Origin of the sequence: Flavobacterium chuncheonense (assembly GCF_042686145.1) — a bacterium.
Classification (GTDB): domain Bacteria; phylum Bacteroidota; class Bacteroidia; order Flavobacteriales; family Flavobacteriaceae; genus Flavobacterium; species Flavobacterium chuncheonense.
This window is the reverse complement of the sequence record NZ_JBHUPC010000020.1, coordinates 104,683-124,273: the sequence shown is the minus strand read 5'-3', so window position 1 is coordinate 124,273 and position 19,591 is coordinate 104,683. Positions and strand designations below refer to the sequence as shown.

The window sequence follows — 19,591 nt, the reverse complement described above, 5'->3', positions numbered from 1 at the left end:
GTGAATAACCACCGTCGTTATTCGGTTCTCCAAAAATAAAAATCGAGATGAAAGATATCCCATAAATTAAAATGTAATCAACAAACCCAGCTGTGAATCTATCTCCAATATTCGGTTTAGTTTTAATTTTAGACATAGTATTGTTTAAATGTATGGTAACGGTCTCGGCTATGAGTAGTTGCGTGGGTTAGCACTTAATTTTGCAAGTACACACCAAACTGAAAATCCGCGAGGATTTTCAGAAGTAGTCGAGAACAAGCAATTACTTATAGCCATTGTTGTATGCAGTTATTTTTTCCATTTATATTTTTCCAGTTCGATTGCTTCTTCAAAGTATTCTTTAAACTTATCAGACATTTCTTTTTCAGTAAACTTAACAATCGTGTAAGAACTGTCCCAAGCAATTATCTCCACTATAGAATTCTCAACTTGTAAATTTCCGTTTTTCCATATTTCTTCATTTCCATCTGCATAAGGAAATTCAATTCGGTCAGTTTTCAATTCCGTATTTTTGTCAATTCCAGAAAAAGCTCCCCAAACAATTTGAGTGTCAGTTTCACAAATTGCTTTCATTTCTTGAGATGAAATCAGAAACCAATCTTTTTCGTGATTAATTGGCAGTTTTTCCATTTCAGATGTATTTATTTCTAAATCCGAAATTAACCATTTCAAATTCTGAATATCATTTTCAATTGGTTTGAGCAAGATATTCAAATTCGTATGATATTTTAACTTACTTGTATTTCTTAATATCCAATTCAATTTTCAAGAGTTCGTTTTAATTGCATACAACGGTTTGCCACTTGCGGCAGTTGCGTAAATTTATATTAAAAGTTAACAAGTACAAAACTCCTAGTGGAATTTTCGGAGAAAATTCCGAAGTAACCCAAGCCTAGCAATTGCTACAAATGGCTGTTAGTAGCTGTTTTTAATTTTCAGGTGCAGATATATATTCACCATTAGGCAATTGAATACCGTTTGAGTTATATTTATGTAAGATTATTAAAACTATAAATAACATAAAAAGCAAAATTGGACCTAAACTTATCAAAATCCAAAATATTTTTCTTTTCAAATTTACGTAGCTATCTCCAAGTATTAAAATTGAATTTACACCACTCCAAAGTAAGGAACTAAAAACAAAAATGTATGAAGTAATCCAGGCAAAGTGATATAAATATCTTAATTCTGAGTATCTAAATATTTCAGAAAAGTTTCCAATTAACATTCCTAATAAACAGAGTAAGCATAATAGTAATGCGTGTTTTTCATAATTTGATTTTAAGATATTACTAAATATATTTTTCAAGAGGTTTTTTTTAAGCAGTTTTTATAAATAGCTACTAACTAGTAAATATGTTCAAATATATATAACTTTTTGCTATTTTAAGAATCGATCTTTTTATTCATATCAACAATTTTATCCAGTGGACTCATAATCTTATCCCGTGCCTCATTTCGCACTTGGGTATGAAACATCATCTTTTACCTGCGTTATATACTTTAATATTTCTAGAAAGCGGATGGGCATTCCGTTTTCAAGTAAAACATTACGGAAAAACACTTGCATGCATTACAAAACGTCAGCAGAAAAATTTATTTTATTCAAGTCTTTCAAAAAGAACAAATATTAGGCAATAAAATCACGTTCCAACAAAACGCTTACTTTTTTGTTGGACTAATGAAACGCTTTTAGGAAATATTTACTAAACGTTTTTTTAAATACGCCTTTATTCGCTATAATAGCCTCGAGCACTCATGATGATACTGCATTTTAAAAACTCATTAGTAGCCCATAAGTTCCAATACGGTAAAGCGAAGTGTTGCAGCCCAATGACGTTCAGGCTTATGTTCAGGTTGAACCAATTTTGGTGTCAACTGAAGGGCGTTGTTGCCAACTATGGGTGGATATACACGACGGTTACGGTCGGCCACCAGTGTTTTTGAAGTACCAATGATTGTCGTTTCGCTATGAAAAACAGTCAAAAATTATTGATGCTATCCTTGGTTATAAGGGAAATACCAACAATTCAACGTTTTGAGGTACACCACTACAAAAGCTTTTATTGCTTTTACAGAAGCGGTGTCATAATCAAAATACAATACAATAAGGTTAAGCTTCGTAATGCCATATTTTTTTTAAGGCAAATAATTATAACTAATTGACGTTTAATAAATTATAAAAATATGAAAAAATAATAGAGTCACCAAAAAGTAATCTTAAAAAGAAAAACAGCCAAAAAACAAGGTAGAGTATCATTAAAAGTAAAAGTGATATTTTTATATAAAAACAACTACAATTGTAGTATGCTATACTTAAGCACACAAATGAAAAGCATCACTACTGCCTGTCTGTTTTATACATACTCCATACATGTCCCATAGTTAGCGTATAAATAGTACAGGAAAAGACTATTTTTTTTTTTAGTTAGTAGAACTACTTTTTTCTGATGATTTATTTTTTTTCAATTAAATGCTACTCCTTCTTATTATTTCGACCCCGAAATGGACAATCTTTCTCCAACTGTTACTTAATTTTTTGTAGTTATTTTAATACAAATTTTAACCAAAACATGCCTTATAGATAGTGCATGGATAAAGCATAGATAAAGCATGGATAATGCATGGAGAGTGTATGAAAAAAATATTGGTTTTTTAAGAGTAGGTAGTTTAAATAGATTTGTTATTTTTAGGGAGGCTAAAAATTTAAAATTATTTTTGGCACGACAATTGGTTAACCAAAAGATGTAAAACAATTAAAAACGACTAGTTATGAAAAAAATTACCTTAATATTAGCTTTAATCGGGATGATTACGTTACAAAGCTGTACGAAAGAAGAAGTATACATTCAAGACGATGGAATTGATTACGATACAATAAGCGAAGTATTGGAGTATACCAATGTTGATTTTAATCCAGCTAATGGTTTTGGTGTTTATTTGAATTATCCCTATACAATTTACAATTCAGATATGGTTTTAGTTTACCATTTGTACGATGTAATTAACGGGCAAGATGTATGGAGATTGATGCCACAAACGTATTATTTCAATGGAGGTGGTGAATTGGATTATAATTTTGATTTTACAACAACTGAAGCTTTTGTTTTTTTAGATGCTAATTTTGATTTAAATACCTTAGATGCGAGCTGGACACAAAATCAAATTTTTAGAGTGGTTATTATACCGGCTAATTTTGGGAATAAAATGGCGGCACCAGTGGACTTTAATGATTACAAAGCGGTACTTGAATATTACAATTTAGACGATTCCAAATTAACTAAAATAGAATTATAATAGTTTCTTAAGATAAAAAAGAGCGGCTCAAACAGTCGCTCTTTTTATTTGATTTTATCCAACTTTAAGTAACCAATGTGTTTTTGATCTTCTGCTGTATTGTTGGTTTTGGTAATTTTTAGTTGAAACTGTCTTTTATACTTTTCATTGAGAATATCTTCAATATTGTAAAGGTTGTCCACATCTATACCGTATTGATCATCAATATGTGAAGCAGCACCTTTAAAACCACAATGTTTATAAAAGGTAGTTTGTTTGGATTTTTTGATGGCTTCAGCTTTAGTTTTGGCTACTACTAAGACCTTATAATGATATTCTTCAAATTCACCTTCTTTGTAACCACCCAAATTCAAAAAGAATAATCGCTCTTCTTGAGCTTTTTTTTCAGTACTTGAAAGTACTTCTATTGTATATCCATCAACTAAAGTGACTTCTTGCCATGCATCAATATGTAGTTGACCTTCTGCTTCAGGCCAAAAAGCAATCATATCCGGAATTAGGTCTTTCAGTGAACTTCCTATTCCAAAAAAGATGTCGTGTTGCTCTGTATACCTCCCTTTTGGGGTACAACCAAGCATGATCATGTATAATTTAAGTGTACGCATCAATGCAAAGTTATTCATTTGGTGTGATTTTTAAGGAATGATGTGTTAAATGTTGTTAATATGTTTTAATTAAGGGGTGTTTTTGGTGGTTTATATATATTTTGTATATTTGCCCCTGTAAAAAAAAGGGGTATAACTTTTAAAAACACATTTTATGTCAACATTTCGTTTTCGTGCATTAGCAGAAACAGCAAACAGAAAACCTGTAGCAGTTGAAAAATTAGACCGAAAATCAGTAATTTTTGGTTCTAATGTATTTAATGATAAAGCAATGCGTCAGTTTTTGACTCCAGATGCTTATAAAGCAGTACAGAATGCTATTCAGCATGGTACAAAAATTGATCGTAATATTGCAGAATATGTTGCAATGGGAATGAAAGAGTGGGCGTTAAATAAAGGAGTTACGCATTATACTCACTGGTTCCAACCATTAACAGGTACTACAGCTGAAAAGCATGATGCATTCTTTGAAACATCATTTGACGGAAGTGATCCAGTAGAGAAATTTGGAGGAACACAACTAGTGCAACAAGAACCAGATGCTTCTTCTTTTCCAAATGGAGGTATTAGAAATACTTTTGAAGCACGTGGATATACAGCTTGGGATCCAACGTCTCCTGCTTTTATTTATGGTACTACATTGTGTATTCCAACCGTATTCGTTTCGTATACAGGTGAAGCTTTAGATAATAAAACACCTTTATTAAGAGCATTAAGTGTTATCGATGAGGCTGCAACTGATGTAGCGAAATATTTTGATAAAAATGTTAAGAAAGTAACGCCAACTTTAGGGTGGGAGCAAGAATATTTCTTAGTAGATAAAGCTTTAGCAAATGCACGTCCTGATTTAATGTTGACAGGAAGAACGTTGTTGGGTCATACTTCTGCAAAAGGACAACAATTAGAAGACCACTATTTTGGATCAATTCCATCTCGTGTTTTAAATTACATGCGTGATTTAGAAAATGAGTGTATGTTATTGGGTATCCCAGTTAAAACACGTCACAATGAAGTGGCACCAAATCAGTTTGAGTTGGCACCAATTTTCGAAGAGACAAACTTGGCAGTTGACCACAATTCATTATTGATGGATGTAATGCAAAAAGTTGCAGAGCGTCATGATTATAAAGTGTTATTCCACGAAAAACCATTCAAAGGAGTTAATGGATCTGGAAAACACAATAACTGGTCGTTGGCTACAGATACAGGTGTGAACTTGTTATCTCCAGGTAAAACGCCAATGAGCAATTTGCAATTCCTTACATTCTTCATCAATACAATTAAAGCGGTTCATGATTATGAAGAATTAATGCGTGCGTCTATTGCATCTGCAAGTAATGATCACCGTTTAGGAGCTAATGAAGCACCACCTGCAATTATCTCTATTTTTATTGGAGACCAATTGACAAAAGTATTGGCTGAATTAGAAGGAGTAACTAAAGGAAAATTATCTCCAGAAGAGAAAACCGATTTAAAATTAAACGTAGTTGGAAAAATTCCAGACTTACTTTTAGATAATACAGATAGAAACAGAACATCTCCATTTGCATTTACAGGTAACAAGTTTGAGTTTAGAGCAGTAGGTTCTACGGCTAACTGTGCTACTTCAATGACTACTTTGAATGCTATTGTTGCAAAACAATTAAAAGATTTCAAAGTTGAGGTTGATGCTTTAATCGAGAAAAAAGATTTAAAGAAAGATGAGGCTATCTTCAATGTATTAAGAGAGTACATCAAAACAACAAAAGCAATTTTGTTTGAAGGTGACGGATATAGTGATGCATGGGAAATAGAAGCGGCTAAACGCGGATTGAGTAACCATAAAACAACTCCAGAGGCATTAAAAGCAAAAGTTGCTAAAAATGCTTTAGAATTGTTTGAAGGGTTGAATATCATGAACCATGTTGAGGTTGAAGCACGTTACGAAATTGAAGTTGAAGAGTACGTTAAGAAAATTCAAATTGAAGGTCGTGTGTTAGGTGATATCGCTAGAAACCACGTGATTCCTACGGCTATCAAGTACCAAAATACTTTAATTGAAAACGTTAAAGGTTTAAAAGAAATTTTCGGTAAAGATTTTGAAGGTATCGCTAAGGAGCAAATCATTTTAATTAAAGAGATTTCAGAGCACATTGAAGGAATCAACTCTAAGGTTGAAGCAATGATTGAAGAGCGTAAAAAAGCAAATAAACTAACTTCTGTAGTTGAAATGGCTGACGCGTATTGCAATAAAGTAAAACCTTATTTTGATGAAATTCGTTATCATTCAGATAAATTAGAATTATTAGTTGACGACGAAATGTGGACATTAGTAAAATACAGAGAGTTGTTGTTTGTAAGATAATCGAACTGTATATTATAAAAAAGCCTATCCATTACGGATAGGCTTTTTTTATACTAAATGTTTTGATTTTGCGTTTCAATCTTAAAATATAATATGAGATTTTTACTACTTTTTATTTCAATTTTTGGTTTTGCTCAAGAGAAGGAAAGTTTTTATTTTGACTTTAATGAGTATAAGTTCAATAGTGAACAACAAGAAATTTTACAAAGTTGGATGAATTCTAATAAAGATATTGAGGTGGTAAAAGTCGAAGGCTTTTGTGATAGGGTAGGTACCGCTGCTTATAACGATACATTGTCTTATAAACGGATAAAAACGGTCTTTGAAGCATTGGAGTCGTCAGTGAATATTTCAGATGTTATTGAATTTAAGGGATTTGGGAATAGTTTTGTTCAGAATAAACAACAAGAATTAAATAGAAGAGTTGATGTCTATTACAATCAATTGCGAAAAGACGTCGAAAAGGTTGTAAACAAAGAAGAAATTAAAGTGGTTAATTTGGATTCTATTGTAATGAACTCTAAAATTGGAGAAACAATCCGATTGGAGAATTTGTACTTTTATAATCGTTCGGGTATAGTTGTTCCAAAGTCTAAACCGGTATTGATTGATTTATTTGAAGTTTTAAAAAGGAATCCAAAAATAAAAATTGAGATTCAAGGTCATATTTGTTGTCAAACCGGAAAAGATGAAGAGGATATAGCAAAAGTGAGAGCTGTGGCAGTTTATAATTTTTTAGTAAAAAATGGAATTGCACGAGATCGATTACGTTATAAAAGTTTCGGGAGTTCTAAGCCGGTTTATCAAATTCCAGAAAAAAACGATGAGGAACGTAATGCAAACCGTAGAGTGGAAATTTTAATTTTGGAAAAATAGAATTTTAGAATGAAAACATTTACAGTTGTTTTTGCTTTTTTGACTTTGGCTTTTTCGTTTGCTCAAGAGTCGGTTACTTTTTATTTTGATTTTAATAAATCGGAATTGAAAAAGGATCAGTTGGAGGAGTTGGATAATTGGATAAAGTTGAACGCTGATTCAAAAATTCTTTCGATAACAGGAGCTGCTGATGAAAAAGGAAGTGAGAGTTACAATGATACTTTGTCTCAAAAAAGAGTAGATTTTGTAATTGAACAAATTAATGGTAAAGTTAATTATCGTGAAGATTTTAGGTCATTAGCTTTAGGTGAAAAAGATTCCAAGTCTGATTTAGATGCTGAAAACAGAAGGGTTGATGTGTATTTTTTGCCAAAGGAGTATCTTTTTTTAGAAGAGGATATTGTTAATTCATTTTTAATTCAAAAGAAAATCGATAATGTGGCAATAGTTGATTTTGAATCGCAGCACGTAAGTGCAGAATTGTCTCTGGAGCAACAAATAGAATTGGTTTCTAGTGGAGTGGTGTTTACACTTCGAAACATACAGTTTGATTTTGACTCGGCAAGATTATTGCTCAGTTCTGAAAGAGAGTTAGAGAAATGGCTTGATGTGTTGCTAAAGAATAAAGCGATAGAAATTGTGATATTTGGACATATTTGTTGTGTGCCACGTGATGATTCTAATTTGTCTTTGAAACGTGCGCAAGCTGTAAAGGAATACTTTGTAAAAGGTGGAGTTGAAAAAGAAAGATTAGCATGCTTGGGATTCGGTTCAAGTAAGCCTAAATTTAGAATACCAGAAAAGAACGGCTATGAAGCGCTTCAAAATAGAAGGGTGGAAATTTTAATTTTAGAAAAGTAATCTTCTGTTTTTATAGTTTATATAAAAAGTTGTTACTTCGTAAAAAATAAACAAATGAGGTTTTTTATATACATAGTTATATTTTTAAATAGTTTTCTAATTTATAGTCAAGATACTATTTCTTTTTATTTTCAAACCAATAAGTTTGAATTGTCAGATCGCGAGAAGAAAAGATTGTCAGATTGGGTAGCAGTTAATACAACATCAAAAATCTTGGCAATTCACGGATTTACAGATGAAGTTGGTTCTACTGGGTACAACGATACTTTGGCGCAAAAGAGAGTGTCGTTTATTTATGGTCAAATTGAAAATAAAGTAAAAATTAGAGAAGATTTTAAAACGATAAGTTTCGGGGAAAACTTCATTCAAGATATTGATAAAGCCAAGAACAGACGTGCATCTATTTATTATTTAAAGGAAGCGGATTTGCATAAAGAAAATGAAGTTTTGGGAATTCCGGAGGAAATCAAAGAAGTCGAAATTCCGGATAATTTACCGTTGCATGAAAAGATTGCATTGGCAAATGTTGGGACCAAAATTGTATTGAAGAATATAAATTTTTATCAAAATACTTTTGCTATTACACCCGAATCAAATGAAGCTTTATACGATTTGTTGTTTGTAATGCAAAATAACCCTGGATTGCGTATCCAAATTCAAGGACATATTTGTTGTATTGATATCGATCGAAGAAATTTGTCTTTGGATAGAGCAAAGCAAGTGCGACGTTTTTTGGTATTTAAGGGTATTCAACAGCATCGAATTACAGTAACAGGTTTTGGAACAACGCAACCGATTTATCCAATACCGGAAGAAAATGAACAGCAGGCTGCAGAAAATAGAAGAGTAGAAATTGAAATTTTAAGTAAAAGATAGTGTTTGATATGAAAAAATATTGGAGTGTATTAATATTGGTAGTTGGCTTGTTTACAAGTTGTTCAGATGATTGTAAAGATGCTAAATCACCAGAAGCGCCATCTTTTTTTGTTGAGTTAATTGATGCTACAAGCGGTGAGAATGTTTTTGCAAACGGTAGTTTTGCTGAAAATCAGGTTGTCGTATTGGATAGTGAGGAAAATGATGTGTCATTTAGCATTATTACAGATTTGAATGTAATTCATATTGTGCCAGAATATAAAAATTTAACAAGTGGAAGTGTTGTGGTTAAATTGAATAATTTGGAGACTATGGAAACAAAAACGGTTGATATACAGTTTGATATAAATAAAGTAGAACAGGAATGTTTTACCATGCATACAATTTCAAATGTAGTAACGCCAAATAATGAGACAGAATTAGTGAATTCGGTTTATATTATTAAAATATAGTTTTTGATGGGTCAATTTTTTCCATTTTAGAAATTAACTAACTATCTTTGCGGCACAACACTACAAACAACTTTCAATGAGTTCTGATACTAGTAAACGCTACAATTTAAGAGGAGTTTCGGCTTCAAAAGAAGATGTTCATAATGCGATTAAAAACATCGATAAAGGATTGTTTCCAAAAGCATTCTGTAAAATTATCCCAGATTATTTAACAAATGATGAAGATTATTGTATTATTATGCATGCTGATGGTGCAGGTACAAAATCGTCATTAGCTTATATGTACTGGAAAGAAACAGGTGATTTATCTGTTTGGAAAGGTATTGCTCAAGATGCCTTGATTATGAATATTGATGATTTACTATGTGTAGGTGCTACCGATAATATTTTGTTGTCTTCAACAATTGGAAGAAATAAAAGTGTAATTCCAGCTGAAGTTTTATCGGCAATCATAAACGGTACCGAAGAATTAATTTCCGATTTAAAAGAGTTTGGAGTAACGATTAATTCTACTGGTGGTGAGACTGCAGATGTAGGAGATTTAGTTCGTACTATTATCGTTGATTCAACAGTTACGGCTCGTATGAAGCGTGCTGATGTAATTGATAATGCTAATATTCAAGCAGGTGATGTAATCGTAGGTTTGGCTTCTTTCGGTCAGGCTACTTATGAAAAAGAATACAATGGTGGTATGGGAAGTAATGGTTTGACTTCTGCTCGTCATGATGTTTTTGCTAAATACTTAGCAGAAAAATACCCAGAAAGTTTTGATGCTTCTGTACCAAATGAATTGGTGTATTCAGGTCAAACAAAATTAACGGATGCTGTTGAAAATAGTCCTATTGATGCTGGTAAATTGGTGTTGTCGCCAACAAGAACATACGCGCCAGTTATCAAAAAGATATTGTCGAAATATACTTCAAGTGAAATTCACGGAATGGTGCATTGCAGTGGAGGAGCACAAACAAAAGTGCTTCACTTTGTAGATAATGTACACGTAGTAAAAGATAATTTATTTCCAGTCCCTCCTTTGTTTAAATTGATTCAAGAGCAATCTAAAACAGATTGGAAAGAAATGTATCAAGTTTTCAACTGTGGGCACCGTATGGAGATCTATGTTCCAGCAGCAGTTGCTCAAGATATTATTGAAATTTCAAAATCATTCAATATTGATGCGCAAATTGTTGGTAGAGTAGAGGCTTCTGAAAATAAAAAATTAACGATTACAAGTGAGTACGGAACTTTTGAATATTAAAAAGTAGTCTCGTATTTCGTAATATCATAAACACAAACATAATACACATAGATAAAATGCAGCACAACGTATTAATTTTAGATTTCGGTTCGCAATACACGCAGTTGATTGCACGTAGAGTAAGAGAGCTGAATATTTTTTGTGAAATATTTCCATATAATAATCCTCCTAAAGATTTATCAAGCTATAAAGCTGTAATTCTTTCAGGAAGTCCATTTTCGGTTCGTGCAGAAGATGCTCCGCACCCAGACTTATCGGAGATTAGAGGTAAAAAGCCTTTATTAGCAGTTTGTTATGGTGCACAATATTTAGCACATTTTTCAGGTGGAGAGGTTGCGCCTTCAAACATTCGTGAATACGGTAGAGCAAATCTTTCTTATATTAAAGAGAATGAAGTCTTTTTAGAAGGTGTGTCGGCAGGAAGCCAAGTTTGGATGAGTCACTCAGATACTATTAAAGCGTTGCCAACAGGTGCTGTGCGTTTAGCAAGTACTAAAGATGTTGAAAATGCTGCTTATAAAATTGAAGGGGAAACAACTTATGCAATACAGTTTCACCCAGAGGTTTACCACTCAACTGACGGTAAACAAATGTTAGAGAACTTCCTAGTGAAAATTGCTGAAGTTCCACAAAACTTTACACCAAATGCTTTCGTTGAAGAGATTGTTGCTGAAATGAAAGAAAAAATAGGAAATGATAAAGTAGTTTTAGGTCTTTCAGGAGGTGTTGATTCAACAGTTGCGGCTGTTTTATTGAACAAAGCTATTGGTTCAAACTTATATTGTATTTTCGTTAACAACGGACTTTTGCGTAAAAATGAATTCCAAAGTGTTTTGGATCAATACAAAGGGATGGGATTAAATGTAAAAGGTGTTGATGCATCACAACGTTTTTACGATGCTTTAGCAGGTCTTGATGATCCAGAAGCAAAACGTAAAGCAATCGGTAATGCTTTTATCGAAGTATTTGATGATGAAGCACACCAATTGACAGATGTGAAATATTTAGGTCAAGGTACTATTTATCCTGATGTTATCGAGTCGGTTTCTGCTACAGGCGGTCCATCTGCTACAATTAAATCGCATCATAATGTAGGTGGTTTGCCAGATTTCATGAAATTGAAAATTGTTGAGCCATTGCGTATGTTGTTTAAAGATGAAGTACGTAGAGTAGGAGCAACTTTAGGAATTGATCCAGAGTTATTAGGGCGTCATCCTTTCCCTGGTCCAGGTTTAGCAATTCGTATTTTAGGGGATATCACTCCAGAAAAAGTAGCTATTCTTCAAGAAGTAGATGCTATTTTTATCAACGGATTAAAAGAGCACGGTTTGTATGATAAAGTATGGCAAGCAGGAGCTATTTTACTTCCAGTAAATAGTGTTGGTGTAATGGGAGATGAGCGTACTTATGAGAAAGTTGTTGCATTAAGAGCTGTTGAATCGACTGATGGTATGACGGCAGATTGGGTACACTTGCCATATGAGTTTTTGATGAAAACTTCAAATGAAATCATCAATAAAGTTAAAGGTGTGAATAGAGTTGTTTACGATATTAGCTCTAAGCCGCCTGCAACTATTGAGTGGGAATAAAAAATCAAAAAACAATAACAGTAAATTTCTTTTTTTAACTTTTAAAGTTTAAATTGGCATTGATATTGTTATTGTTTTTTTTATACATAAAATTTAAAAGATGAAGTTAATTAAAGTTGTATTTTTTGTAATGCTATTTTCCACTTGTGTGGCACAAACTACACAAGAGCCCTACACCAAACACAAAGTACAAAAAGGAGAGACGGTTTATCAAATCGCAAAAAAGTATAATGTAACTCCTTTTGATATTTACCGTTTGAACCCAGATGCAAAGGAAAGTATTAGTGAAAATACAACTTTGTTAATTCCAAAAGCATCTTCAAAAGTAGCCACTAAAACTACTTCAGCTAGCGGAACAACTATCCATAAGGTTGCGCCTAAGGAAACGCTTTTTAGTTTAGCTAAAAAATACCAAGTTTCTATCACTGATTTAAAAGAATGGAATCCAGAATTAGTAACTAATGGATTGCAAATAGGTCAAGAATTGGTGGTCTCAAAAACATTTGTACCTAAAAATAATGACTTAGTTAACAAGACTACTGTTACCAGTACTACTTCTACTTTTTCGCATGTAGTAAAAACCCAAGAAACGGTATATGGTATTTCAAAAAAATATAATATTTCAATCACTGATTTAGAAAAGTTAAATCCCCAATTGAAAGAATCGGGTTTGAATGTTGGCGATGTTTTAACGATTAAAACCGAAAATAAAGTTGCGCTTACTTCAGTTAATGATACTGAGAATCTTTATACAGTAAAACCAAAAGAGACAATTTTTAGTTTGTCGAAACAATTCAATGTTACGCCAAATGAATTGATTACTTTGAATCCAGAATTGAGTAACGGTTTAAAAGATGGAATGCAATTAAAGTTGCCTTCTAAGGTTGTGCTCTCTGATACGATTTTAAAAGTTAAACCATTAGTTAGATTAATTGATTCTGTTGATTTTAACACGCGTAAAGAATTGGTAATGTTGTTACCATTTAATATGGCTAAAATGGATGCGGATTCCTCAAAAACGTATAAAGAATTTGTTAAGGATGATAAACTTTTGAATTTAACTTTGGATTACTATTCAGGTGCGCTTATGGCTATAGATTCTGCTAAAGTATTAGGCCTTCCTGTTACAGTGAAAATTGTAAATGTTGAAAGTTCTCGAAACAGTTCAAATGTTGCAAAAATTCTTTCTAGTCAAAATTTTTCATCAGTAAATGCTGTTATTGGGCCATTTTACAATTCACATGTGGAAAGTGCTGCTAAATATCTAGCGCCTTATAATGTTCCGGTAATTTCGCCTTTGTCAAAAGAGAAGAGTCAGCCTTTACCTAATTTATACAATGCTATCCCAACGGATAAACGTTTGTATACGGCTCTTTTTGATTATATGAATGCTAAAAATGGTAATATAGTTGCAGTTATTAGTCAAAAGAAAAAATCATCAAAAGATTTTTTACAATCTCATTTTACTAATGTAAAATATCCGGTTTACAATGAAAAAGGGGATGTTACAATGGAGGCCATTCAAAGTCAATTGGTAAAAGAACGTTTGAATTTTGTGATTTTAGATTCTGAAAAAGCAAGGCAAGTAATGAATGTTACCAATTATTTGATGAAACTGAAAGAGGAGTTTAATATACAATTGGTAGTTTTAGAGTTGTATGATACATTGGATTATGAAGAAATTCCAATCGCAAATTTAATGGAGCTTAAAATGTTATTCCCTTCAACTCATAATGATGTAGAAACTCCATCATCTCTTTTATTTGAAAAGGAATATCGAAAAAAATATGGTGCTGCACCAAATTCTAAAGTAATTGCAGGTTTTGATACTACGTTTGATACGCTTTTGAGAATCTGTCAAAAAGACGGTTATAGTACAAGTGTGGCGAAGTATCGCACAGAATACGTGGAAAGTGCATTCAATTATGATATAGATAATGGTGTAAATGTGAATACAGCAGTTTATTTACAGTACTACGATAAGGATTATTCAATTAAAAAAGCATTATAATGGCAACTTCAAAAGTTACATATTTAGGAGATTTACGCACATCTTCTGAACACTTACAATCGGGATCAATTATTGTTTCTGATGCACCTGTTGATAACAATGGAAAAGGTGAAGCTTTTTCACCTACAGATACAGTTGCAAACGGATTAGCGAGTTGTATGTTTACGGTTATGGGGATAAAAGCGCGTGATTTAGGGGTCGATTTTTCGAGTTCTACAGCTGAAGTTACTAAAATTATGGCTGCAGATCCGAGACGAATTTCAGAAATTCATGTTGTTTTTATCATGACGATTAATCCTGATGAAAAAACTAAAACCATTTTAGAACGTACGGCCTTAACATGTCCGGTATTGTATAGTTTACATCCCGATATTATTAAGAATGTCACTTTTAACTGGAAAGAATAATGACGCAACATGAGCAACTTATTAAATTAGCCCATACCAAAATGCCCTTCGGAAAATACGAAGGGTATTTTCTTATTGACTTGCCAGAGTATTATATTGTTTGGTATGCCAACAAAGGATTTCCGAAAGGGCAACTTGGTGAACAACTTAAATTGGTTCACGAACTTAAATTAAACGGACTAGAAGAATTAATAAGAAATATTAGAAGGAACTTTCCTAAAACGAATTCTTAATAAAATATTGTCATTTATCCGTTGTTAAATCTCAATTATAAATTGTATTTTTGCCAAGTTTTTTAAGCAACAACACAACAAACAATATCAAAATGAATCAGACAAAGTATATTTTTGTTACAGGAGGTGTGACTTCTTCTTTAGGAAAAGGAATTATCGCAGCTTCTTTAGCTAAATTATTGCAGGCAAGAGGGTATCGTACAACAATTCAAAAGTTTGATCCGTATCTAAATGTTGATCCGGGGACACTTAATCCATATGAGCATGGAGAGTGTTATGTAACAGATGATGGAGCTGAAACCGATTTGGATTTAGGACATTATGAGCGTTTTCTTAACGTTCCTACTTCTCAAGCGAATAATGTAACTACCGGAAGAGTATACTTATCTGTTATTGAAAAAGAGCGTCGTGGTGAGTTTTTAGGTAAAACGGTTCAAGTTGTACCTCATATTACAAATGAAATCAAATCAAGAATGCAACTTCTTGGTCAAACAGGAGAGTATGATATTGTAATTACTGAGATTGGTGGAACGGTTGGTGATATCGAATCATTACCATACATTGAATCAGTGCGTCAATTGTTGTGGGAACTAGGAGATGAAAACGGAATTTGTATTCATTTAACTTTAATTCCTTATTTGGCTGCAGCAGGTGAGTTAAAAACAAAACCTACACAGCACTCTGTTAAAACTTTAATGGAAAGTGGAATTAAGGCTGATATATTAGTTTGTAGAACAGAGCATGAATTATCGGATGATTTACGTCAGAAATTAGCATTGTTCTGTAATGTTAAGAAAGAAGCAGTAATTCAATCTATTGATGCATCTACTATTTATGATGTTCCAAACTTAATGCTTGAAGAAGGTTTAGATACCGTTTCACTTAAGCGTTTGGGATTACCAGAAAAAAATACTCCAGACTTAAAACAATGGAACGAGTTCTTGCGCAAGTTGAAAAACCCTAAGCATGAAGTTAATATTGGTTTAGTTGGTAAATATGTAGAATTACAAGATTCTTATAAATCAATCTTAGAAGCGTTCATTCATGCAGGTGCCGCAAATGAAACTAAGGTAAACGTTGTTTCAGTACACTCGGAATATTTAGATGCTAAAACAGCTGAAGAACAATTAAAAGGTCTTGATGGTATTCTTGTTGCGCCAGGTTTCGGAAGCAGAGGTATCGAAGGGAAAATTGATACAGTTCGTTATGTACGTGAAAACAATATACCATTTTTAGGTATTTGTTTGGGTATGCAAATGGCTGTTATTGAGTATTCTAGAAACGTTTTAGGTTTGAAAGATGCTAATTCAACTGAAATGAATGAAGGTACTGCACATCCAGTAATTAGTTTAATGGAAGAGCAAAAAGACGTAGAAAACAAAGGTGGAACTATGCGTTTGGGAGCATGGAAATGTAGCTTAAAAGACAATACTTTGGCACATTCTATCTATGGAAAATCAGACATCATGGAACGTCACCGTCACCGTTATGAATTTAATGGTGAGTATTTAAATAAGCTGGAAGATGCTGGTTTAAAAGCCTCTGGTGTTAACCCAGATACAGGTTTGGTAGAAGTTGTTGAAATTCCTACACACCCATTTTTTATTGGGGTTCAATACCACCCAGAATATAAAAGTACTGTAGCTAATCCACACCCACTTTTTGTGAGTTTAGTTGCTGCTGCAGTTAAATATAAAAAGAGCAAATAATAATTTGTTTAATTCATGTTTGTTTGGAAGTTTTCAAGCAAAGATGAATTGAAACAACTCATATATAAAATGGAAGAAAAAAAGTTTGACCTTAAATCTATTATTGGTTTTGTACTGATTTCAGTAGTAATGATTTGGATGTTGTATTCAAATGCACCTACTCAAGAAGAAATAGACGCTGAAAAAGCGAAACAAGAACAAGTGGATACAGCAAAAGCTGTAGCAAATAAAATAAGTAATGAGACTGTTGCAGTTGCTGAAATGGATTCGCTTCAGCAGTCAAAATTACAAGCGCAATTAGGATCTTTTGCTTATTCGGCTTCATTACCATCTGCAACAAATGCCGTAACTGAAATTAAAAATGATGTTTTATCGTTAAAAATTTCAAACAAAGGAGGTTATATTTCTGAAGCAACTGTAATTGGATATGACCAATTTGAAAAGGAGTCAGGAAAACTGATTCAGTTAATCAAAGACAATAATGCAAATTTCAATTTAACGTTAAACACAGCTGATAATAGAGTATTGCATACAAAAGACATGTATTTTGAGCCTAAGTTGAGTACTGAGGGTGAAAATCAAGTGTTAACAATGCAATTAAAAGCGGGACCTAATCAGTTTTTAGAATACCGATATGTTTTAAAGCCAAAAGAATATATGTTGGATTTTGCAATTCGTTCTCAAGGTTTAGAGAATGTAATTAATCCTTCAAAGCCTATCGATTTGGAGTGGCAAATGAAAACATACCGTAACGAAAAAAGTATTTCGTATGAAAACCGTTATTCTGAAATCGTTTTCGAATATGAAGGTGGTAAAGATGATTATTTAAATGCTCAAAAAGCTTTAGCTGAAGATACAGCTGAAGAAGTTACTTATGTTGCTTTCAAACAACATCATTTTACTTCAATTTTATTAACAGATACACCTTTCAAAGTAGCTGAATTAAAATCGGAAAACTTAGTCCAAAATGAAGATGTAGATACATTATTTACTAAAAATTTCTCATTAAAAGCTCCATTAGAAGTTAAAAATGGTGCTGTTGCTTATAATATGAATTGGTATTATGGTCCAGCAAAATATCAAATTTTGAACGATTACCACCGTAATTTAGATGAAATTATGCCACTAGGGTGGGGGATTTTCGGATGGATTAACCGTTGGATCTTTATTCCTGTGTTTGGTTTCATTAGCGGATTTTTACCTTATGGTATTTCAATTATAGTGTTTACTATTTTGGTACGTTTGGTAATGTCGCCAGTAACATATAAATCATATGTTTCTCAAGCTAAGATGAAAGTACTTCGTCCGGAGATTGCAGAATTAAACGAGAAGTTTAAAGACAATCCGATGAAGAAACAACAAGAAACTATGAAATTGTATGGTAAAGCAGGGGTTAACCCAATGGCGGGATGTATTCCAGCTTTAATGCAGATGCCAGTTTTCTATGCATTATTCCAGTTTTTCCCATCGATGTTTGATTTACGTCAGAAAAGTTTCTTATGGGCAGATGATTTATCGTCATATGACAGTATATACCAATTACCATTTAAGATTCCTTTTTATGGTGACCACGTAAGTTTGTTCCCAATTTTAGCTTCTGTTGCTATTTTCTTCTACATGAGAATGACAACTGGTGACCAACAAATGAGTGCGCCACAACAAGAAGGTATGCCGGATATGGGTAAAATCATGAAGATGATGTTGTATATATCACCTGTAATGATGTTGTTCTTTTTTAATAATTATGCTTCAGGTTTATCGTTATATTATTTTATATCTAACTTAATTACAATTGGAATTATGTTGGTAATTAAAAATTATATCGTAAAAGAAGATAAAATTCATGCTAAAATTCAAGAAAACAAAGCCAAGCCAAGTAAGGAAAGCAAGTTTCAAAAGAAAATGCGTGAAATGATGGAGCAGGCAGAAGCGCAGAAAAATGCAAAAAAATAATATATAAAAAAAGCCTTGATTATTTCAAGGCTTTTTTTTGTACTATAAATTAAAGATTAGGAAGTAATATATTATCGAGAACATGTATTATTCCATTTGATGCTTGTATGTCAACAGCTATTATATTAGTCTCTCTGTTAGATTCATCTGTAATTACAGTTCCATTAATAGTAAATGTTCCTGTTTCTAATGTTGTAATAGGAGTTGTAGGAATTCCTGTTGATACAACATTTGCACCACCTACAACATGGTAAGTAAGTACCGATGTAACTTGATTTGATGTTAAACTAGCCAAAGTGCCTGGGTTTTCCATTTCAAAGGTCATGAATGCATTATTATCTGGTGCAAATACGGTAAACGGTGATCCACTTTCACCAGCAAGTGTAGGTACAAGTCCTTGTTGGCTTAATATACTTGTAAGTGTGCTAAAATTTGGATTTGCCAGAGCATGCGTTACAATAGTAGGTAAATCAATTACAGTATTAACCTCATGAATAACACCATTATCGGCTAAAATATCAGCTGTTGTAACTGTCGAAATTCCGTTTAATACTACACCGGAATTTGTGTTGATGAACATTGATAAGGTATTTGTAGTAGAAGCAGATCCTTTTCCAAGAGTTTTTACATATCCTGTTGTTAGGTTGGATGATAGGTTTGTACCACTTACAACATGGTTAAGTAATATTTCTTTTAAAGCATCTACTGGTACATCATTTAAGGAATTAAATCCTTTGTCATTTAAAAAATCAGTAAAAGCACTGTTAGTTGGTGCAAAAACAGTATAAGAACCGTTCTGGTTTAACGTTTCTGCTAATCCAGCTTTTACTAAGGCATCTACTAAAATGCTGAATTGAGGAGTTCGCGAAGCAATAGCGGTTATACTATTGTTTTCTGGTACATTAATTGTGTCATCATCTGAACATGATAACAAAGTAAATGGAATTACCATCCATAACATTAATTTCATTAGTTTTGCATTAAATTTCATAAGTAAATTAGTTTTGTTTAATCAAATTTAAAAAAACATTAAACAAAATAAAAAAGATTATCAGGGAAGTTAACATAGATTTATGTTTATTTAACACACCTTTTTGTTTTGTTTAACTATTTGGTTTGCAAT

17 protein-coding genes are annotated in these 19,591 nt (G+C 32.6%); 13 read left to right on the top strand and 4 right to left on the bottom strand.

Translation table 11 applies throughout. The features are described 5' to 3' along the window. Nucleotides 1-288 precede the first annotated feature (288 nt). Both ACFS5J_RS13005 and ACFS5J_RS13000 read right to left on the bottom strand, forming a co-directional pair. Nucleotides 289-714: a hypothetical protein gene (locus ACFS5J_RS13005; protein WP_379812671.1), complete on the bottom strand. Its 426-nt coding sequence runs from the start codon at nucleotides 712-714 to the stop codon at nucleotides 289-291. Nucleotides 715-1,785: 1,071 nt separating this feature from the next. Then, the gene (locus ACFS5J_RS13000; RefSeq protein ID WP_379812669.1) at nucleotides 1,786-1,935 is read right to left on the bottom strand and encodes a hypothetical protein; all 150 of its coding nucleotides are present in this window, start codon (nucleotides 1,933-1,935) and stop codon (nucleotides 1,786-1,788) included. An 837-nt stretch (nucleotides 1,936-2,772) separates the two neighbouring features. Between ACFS5J_RS13000 and ACFS5J_RS12995 the strand changes: the two genes are divergently transcribed. After that, nucleotides 2,773-3,297, top strand: coding sequence for a hypothetical protein (locus tag ACFS5J_RS12995; RefSeq protein WP_379812667.1), 525 nt, complete (start codon nucleotides 2,773-2,775; stop codon nucleotides 3,295-3,297). Between the two features lie 44 nt (nucleotides 3,298-3,341). On the opposite strand, the gene ACFS5J_RS12990 is transcribed toward ACFS5J_RS12995, so the two are convergent. Continuing rightward, entirely contained in the window at nucleotides 3,342-3,920 is a 579-nt protein-coding gene (locus ACFS5J_RS12990; protein WP_379812666.1) for a DUF1543 domain-containing protein, read from the bottom strand. Nucleotides 3,921-4,056: 136 nt separating this feature from the next. Between ACFS5J_RS12990 and ACFS5J_RS12985 the strand changes: the two genes are divergently transcribed. The 12 genes from ACFS5J_RS12985 to yidC all read left to right on the top strand — a co-directional run bounded on the left by ACFS5J_RS12985 (nucleotide 4,057) and on the right by yidC (nucleotide 18,468). Next, nucleotides 4,057-6,246, top strand: a complete 2,190-nt coding sequence (locus ACFS5J_RS12985) for a glutamine synthetase III family protein (RefSeq protein WP_379812664.1) — start codon at nucleotides 4,057-4,059, stop codon at nucleotides 6,244-6,246. Between the two features lie 93 nt (nucleotides 6,247-6,339). Continuing rightward, complete coding sequence (locus ACFS5J_RS12980) at nucleotides 6,340-7,122, top strand: OmpA family protein (protein WP_379812663.1); 783 nt, start codon at nucleotides 6,340-6,342, stop codon at nucleotides 7,120-7,122. A gap of 9 nt (nucleotides 7,123-7,131) precedes the next feature. Then, entirely contained in the window at nucleotides 7,132-7,983 is an 852-nt protein-coding gene (locus ACFS5J_RS12975; protein WP_379812662.1) for an OmpA family protein, read from the top strand. Between the two features lie 54 nt (nucleotides 7,984-8,037). Next, on the top strand, nucleotides 8,038-8,859 hold the full coding sequence (locus ACFS5J_RS12970) for an OmpA family protein (RefSeq protein WP_379812661.1): 822 nt from the start codon (nucleotides 8,038-8,040) through the stop codon (nucleotides 8,857-8,859). An 8-nt stretch (nucleotides 8,860-8,867) separates the two neighbouring features. Beyond that, the gene (locus tag ACFS5J_RS12965) at nucleotides 8,868-9,311 is read left to right on the top strand and encodes a hypothetical protein (protein ID WP_379812660.1); all 444 of its coding nucleotides are present in this window, start codon (nucleotides 8,868-8,870) and stop codon (nucleotides 9,309-9,311) included. Nucleotides 9,312-9,387: 76 nt separating this feature from the next. Beyond that, entirely contained in the window at nucleotides 9,388-10,566 is a 1,179-nt protein-coding gene (locus ACFS5J_RS12960) for an AIR synthase related protein (RefSeq protein ID WP_379812659.1), read from the top strand. Between the two features lie 56 nt (nucleotides 10,567-10,622). Beyond that, on the top strand, nucleotides 10,623-12,155 hold the full coding sequence (guaA, locus tag ACFS5J_RS12955) for a glutamine-hydrolyzing GMP synthase (protein ID WP_379812658.1): 1,533 nt from the start codon (nucleotides 10,623-10,625) through the stop codon (nucleotides 12,153-12,155). 100 nt (nucleotides 12,156-12,255) lie between these two features. Next, nucleotides 12,256-14,166, top strand: a complete 1,911-nt coding sequence (locus ACFS5J_RS12950) for a LysM peptidoglycan-binding domain-containing protein (RefSeq protein WP_379812657.1) — start codon at nucleotides 12,256-12,258, stop codon at nucleotides 14,164-14,166. Then, entirely contained in the window at nucleotides 14,166-14,573 is a 408-nt protein-coding gene (locus ACFS5J_RS12945) for an OsmC family protein (protein ID WP_379812656.1), read from the top strand. The genes ACFS5J_RS12950 and ACFS5J_RS12945 overlap by 1 nt, the downstream gene beginning before the upstream one ends. Next, nucleotides 14,573-14,806, top strand: a complete 234-nt coding sequence (locus ACFS5J_RS12940; protein WP_379812655.1) for a DUF3820 family protein — start codon at nucleotides 14,573-14,575, stop codon at nucleotides 14,804-14,806. The genes ACFS5J_RS12945 and ACFS5J_RS12940 overlap by 1 nt, the downstream gene beginning before the upstream one ends. Before the next feature lie 92 nt (nucleotides 14,807-14,898). After that, on the top strand, nucleotides 14,899-16,515 hold the full coding sequence (locus ACFS5J_RS12935; protein ID WP_379812654.1) for a CTP synthase: 1,617 nt from the start codon (nucleotides 14,899-14,901) through the stop codon (nucleotides 16,513-16,515). Nucleotides 16,516-16,584: 69 nt separating this feature from the next. Beyond that, entirely contained in the window at nucleotides 16,585-18,468 is a 1,884-nt protein-coding gene (gene yidC / locus ACFS5J_RS12930; protein ID WP_379812653.1) for a membrane protein insertase YidC, read from the top strand. Nucleotides 18,469-18,517: 49 nt separating this feature from the next. On the opposite strand, the gene ACFS5J_RS12925 is transcribed toward yidC, so the two are convergent. Beyond that, a complete protein-coding gene (locus ACFS5J_RS12925; protein ID WP_379812652.1) occupies nucleotides 18,518-19,459 on the bottom strand; it encodes a fasciclin domain-containing protein in 942 nt (313 codons plus the stop codon). Nucleotides 19,460-19,591 lie beyond the last annotated feature (132 nt).

Bases quoted from the DNA above. Each gene is read 5' to 3' on its own strand.
- yidC (WP_379812653.1), top strand. From the start codon at position 16,585: ATGGAAGAAAAAAAGTTTGACCTTAAATCTATTATTGGTTTTGTACTG.
- ACFS5J_RS12925 (WP_379812652.1), bottom strand. From the start codon at position 19,459: ATGAAATTTAATGCAAAACTAATGAAATTAATGTTATGGATGGTAATT.
- ACFS5J_RS12970 (WP_379812661.1), top strand. From the start codon at position 8,038: ATGAGGTTTTTTATATACATAGTTATATTTTTAAATAGTTTTCTAATT.
- ACFS5J_RS12975 (WP_379812662.1), top strand. From the start codon at position 7,132: ATGAAAACATTTACAGTTGTTTTTGCTTTTTTGACTTTGGCTTTTTCG.
- ACFS5J_RS12940 (WP_379812655.1), top strand. From the start codon at position 14,573: ATGACGCAACATGAGCAACTTATTAAATTAGCCCATACCAAAATGCCC.
- ACFS5J_RS12960 (WP_379812659.1), top strand. From the start codon at position 9,388: ATGAGTTCTGATACTAGTAAACGCTACAATTTAAGAGGAGTTTCGGCT.
- ACFS5J_RS12950 (WP_379812657.1), top strand. From the start codon at position 12,256: ATGAAGTTAATTAAAGTTGTATTTTTTGTAATGCTATTTTCCACTTGT.
- ACFS5J_RS12965 (WP_379812660.1), top strand. From the start codon at position 8,868: ATGAAAAAATATTGGAGTGTATTAATATTGGTAGTTGGCTTGTTTACA.
- ACFS5J_RS12935 (WP_379812654.1), top strand. From the start codon at position 14,899: ATGAATCAGACAAAGTATATTTTTGTTACAGGAGGTGTGACTTCTTCT.
- guaA (WP_379812658.1), top strand. From the start codon at position 10,623: ATGCAGCACAACGTATTAATTTTAGATTTCGGTTCGCAATACACGCAG.
- ACFS5J_RS12990 (WP_379812666.1), bottom strand. From the start codon at position 3,920: ATGAATAACTTTGCATTGATGCGTACACTTAAATTATACATGATCATG.
- ACFS5J_RS12985 (WP_379812664.1), top strand. From the start codon at position 4,057: ATGTCAACATTTCGTTTTCGTGCATTAGCAGAAACAGCAAACAGAAAA.
- ACFS5J_RS12945 (WP_379812656.1), top strand. From the start codon at position 14,166: ATGGCAACTTCAAAAGTTACATATTTAGGAGATTTACGCACATCTTCT.
- ACFS5J_RS12980 (WP_379812663.1), top strand. From the start codon at position 6,340: ATGAGATTTTTACTACTTTTTATTTCAATTTTTGGTTTTGCTCAAGAG.
- ACFS5J_RS12995 (WP_379812667.1), top strand. From the start codon at position 2,773: ATGAAAAAAATTACCTTAATATTAGCTTTAATCGGGATGATTACGTTA.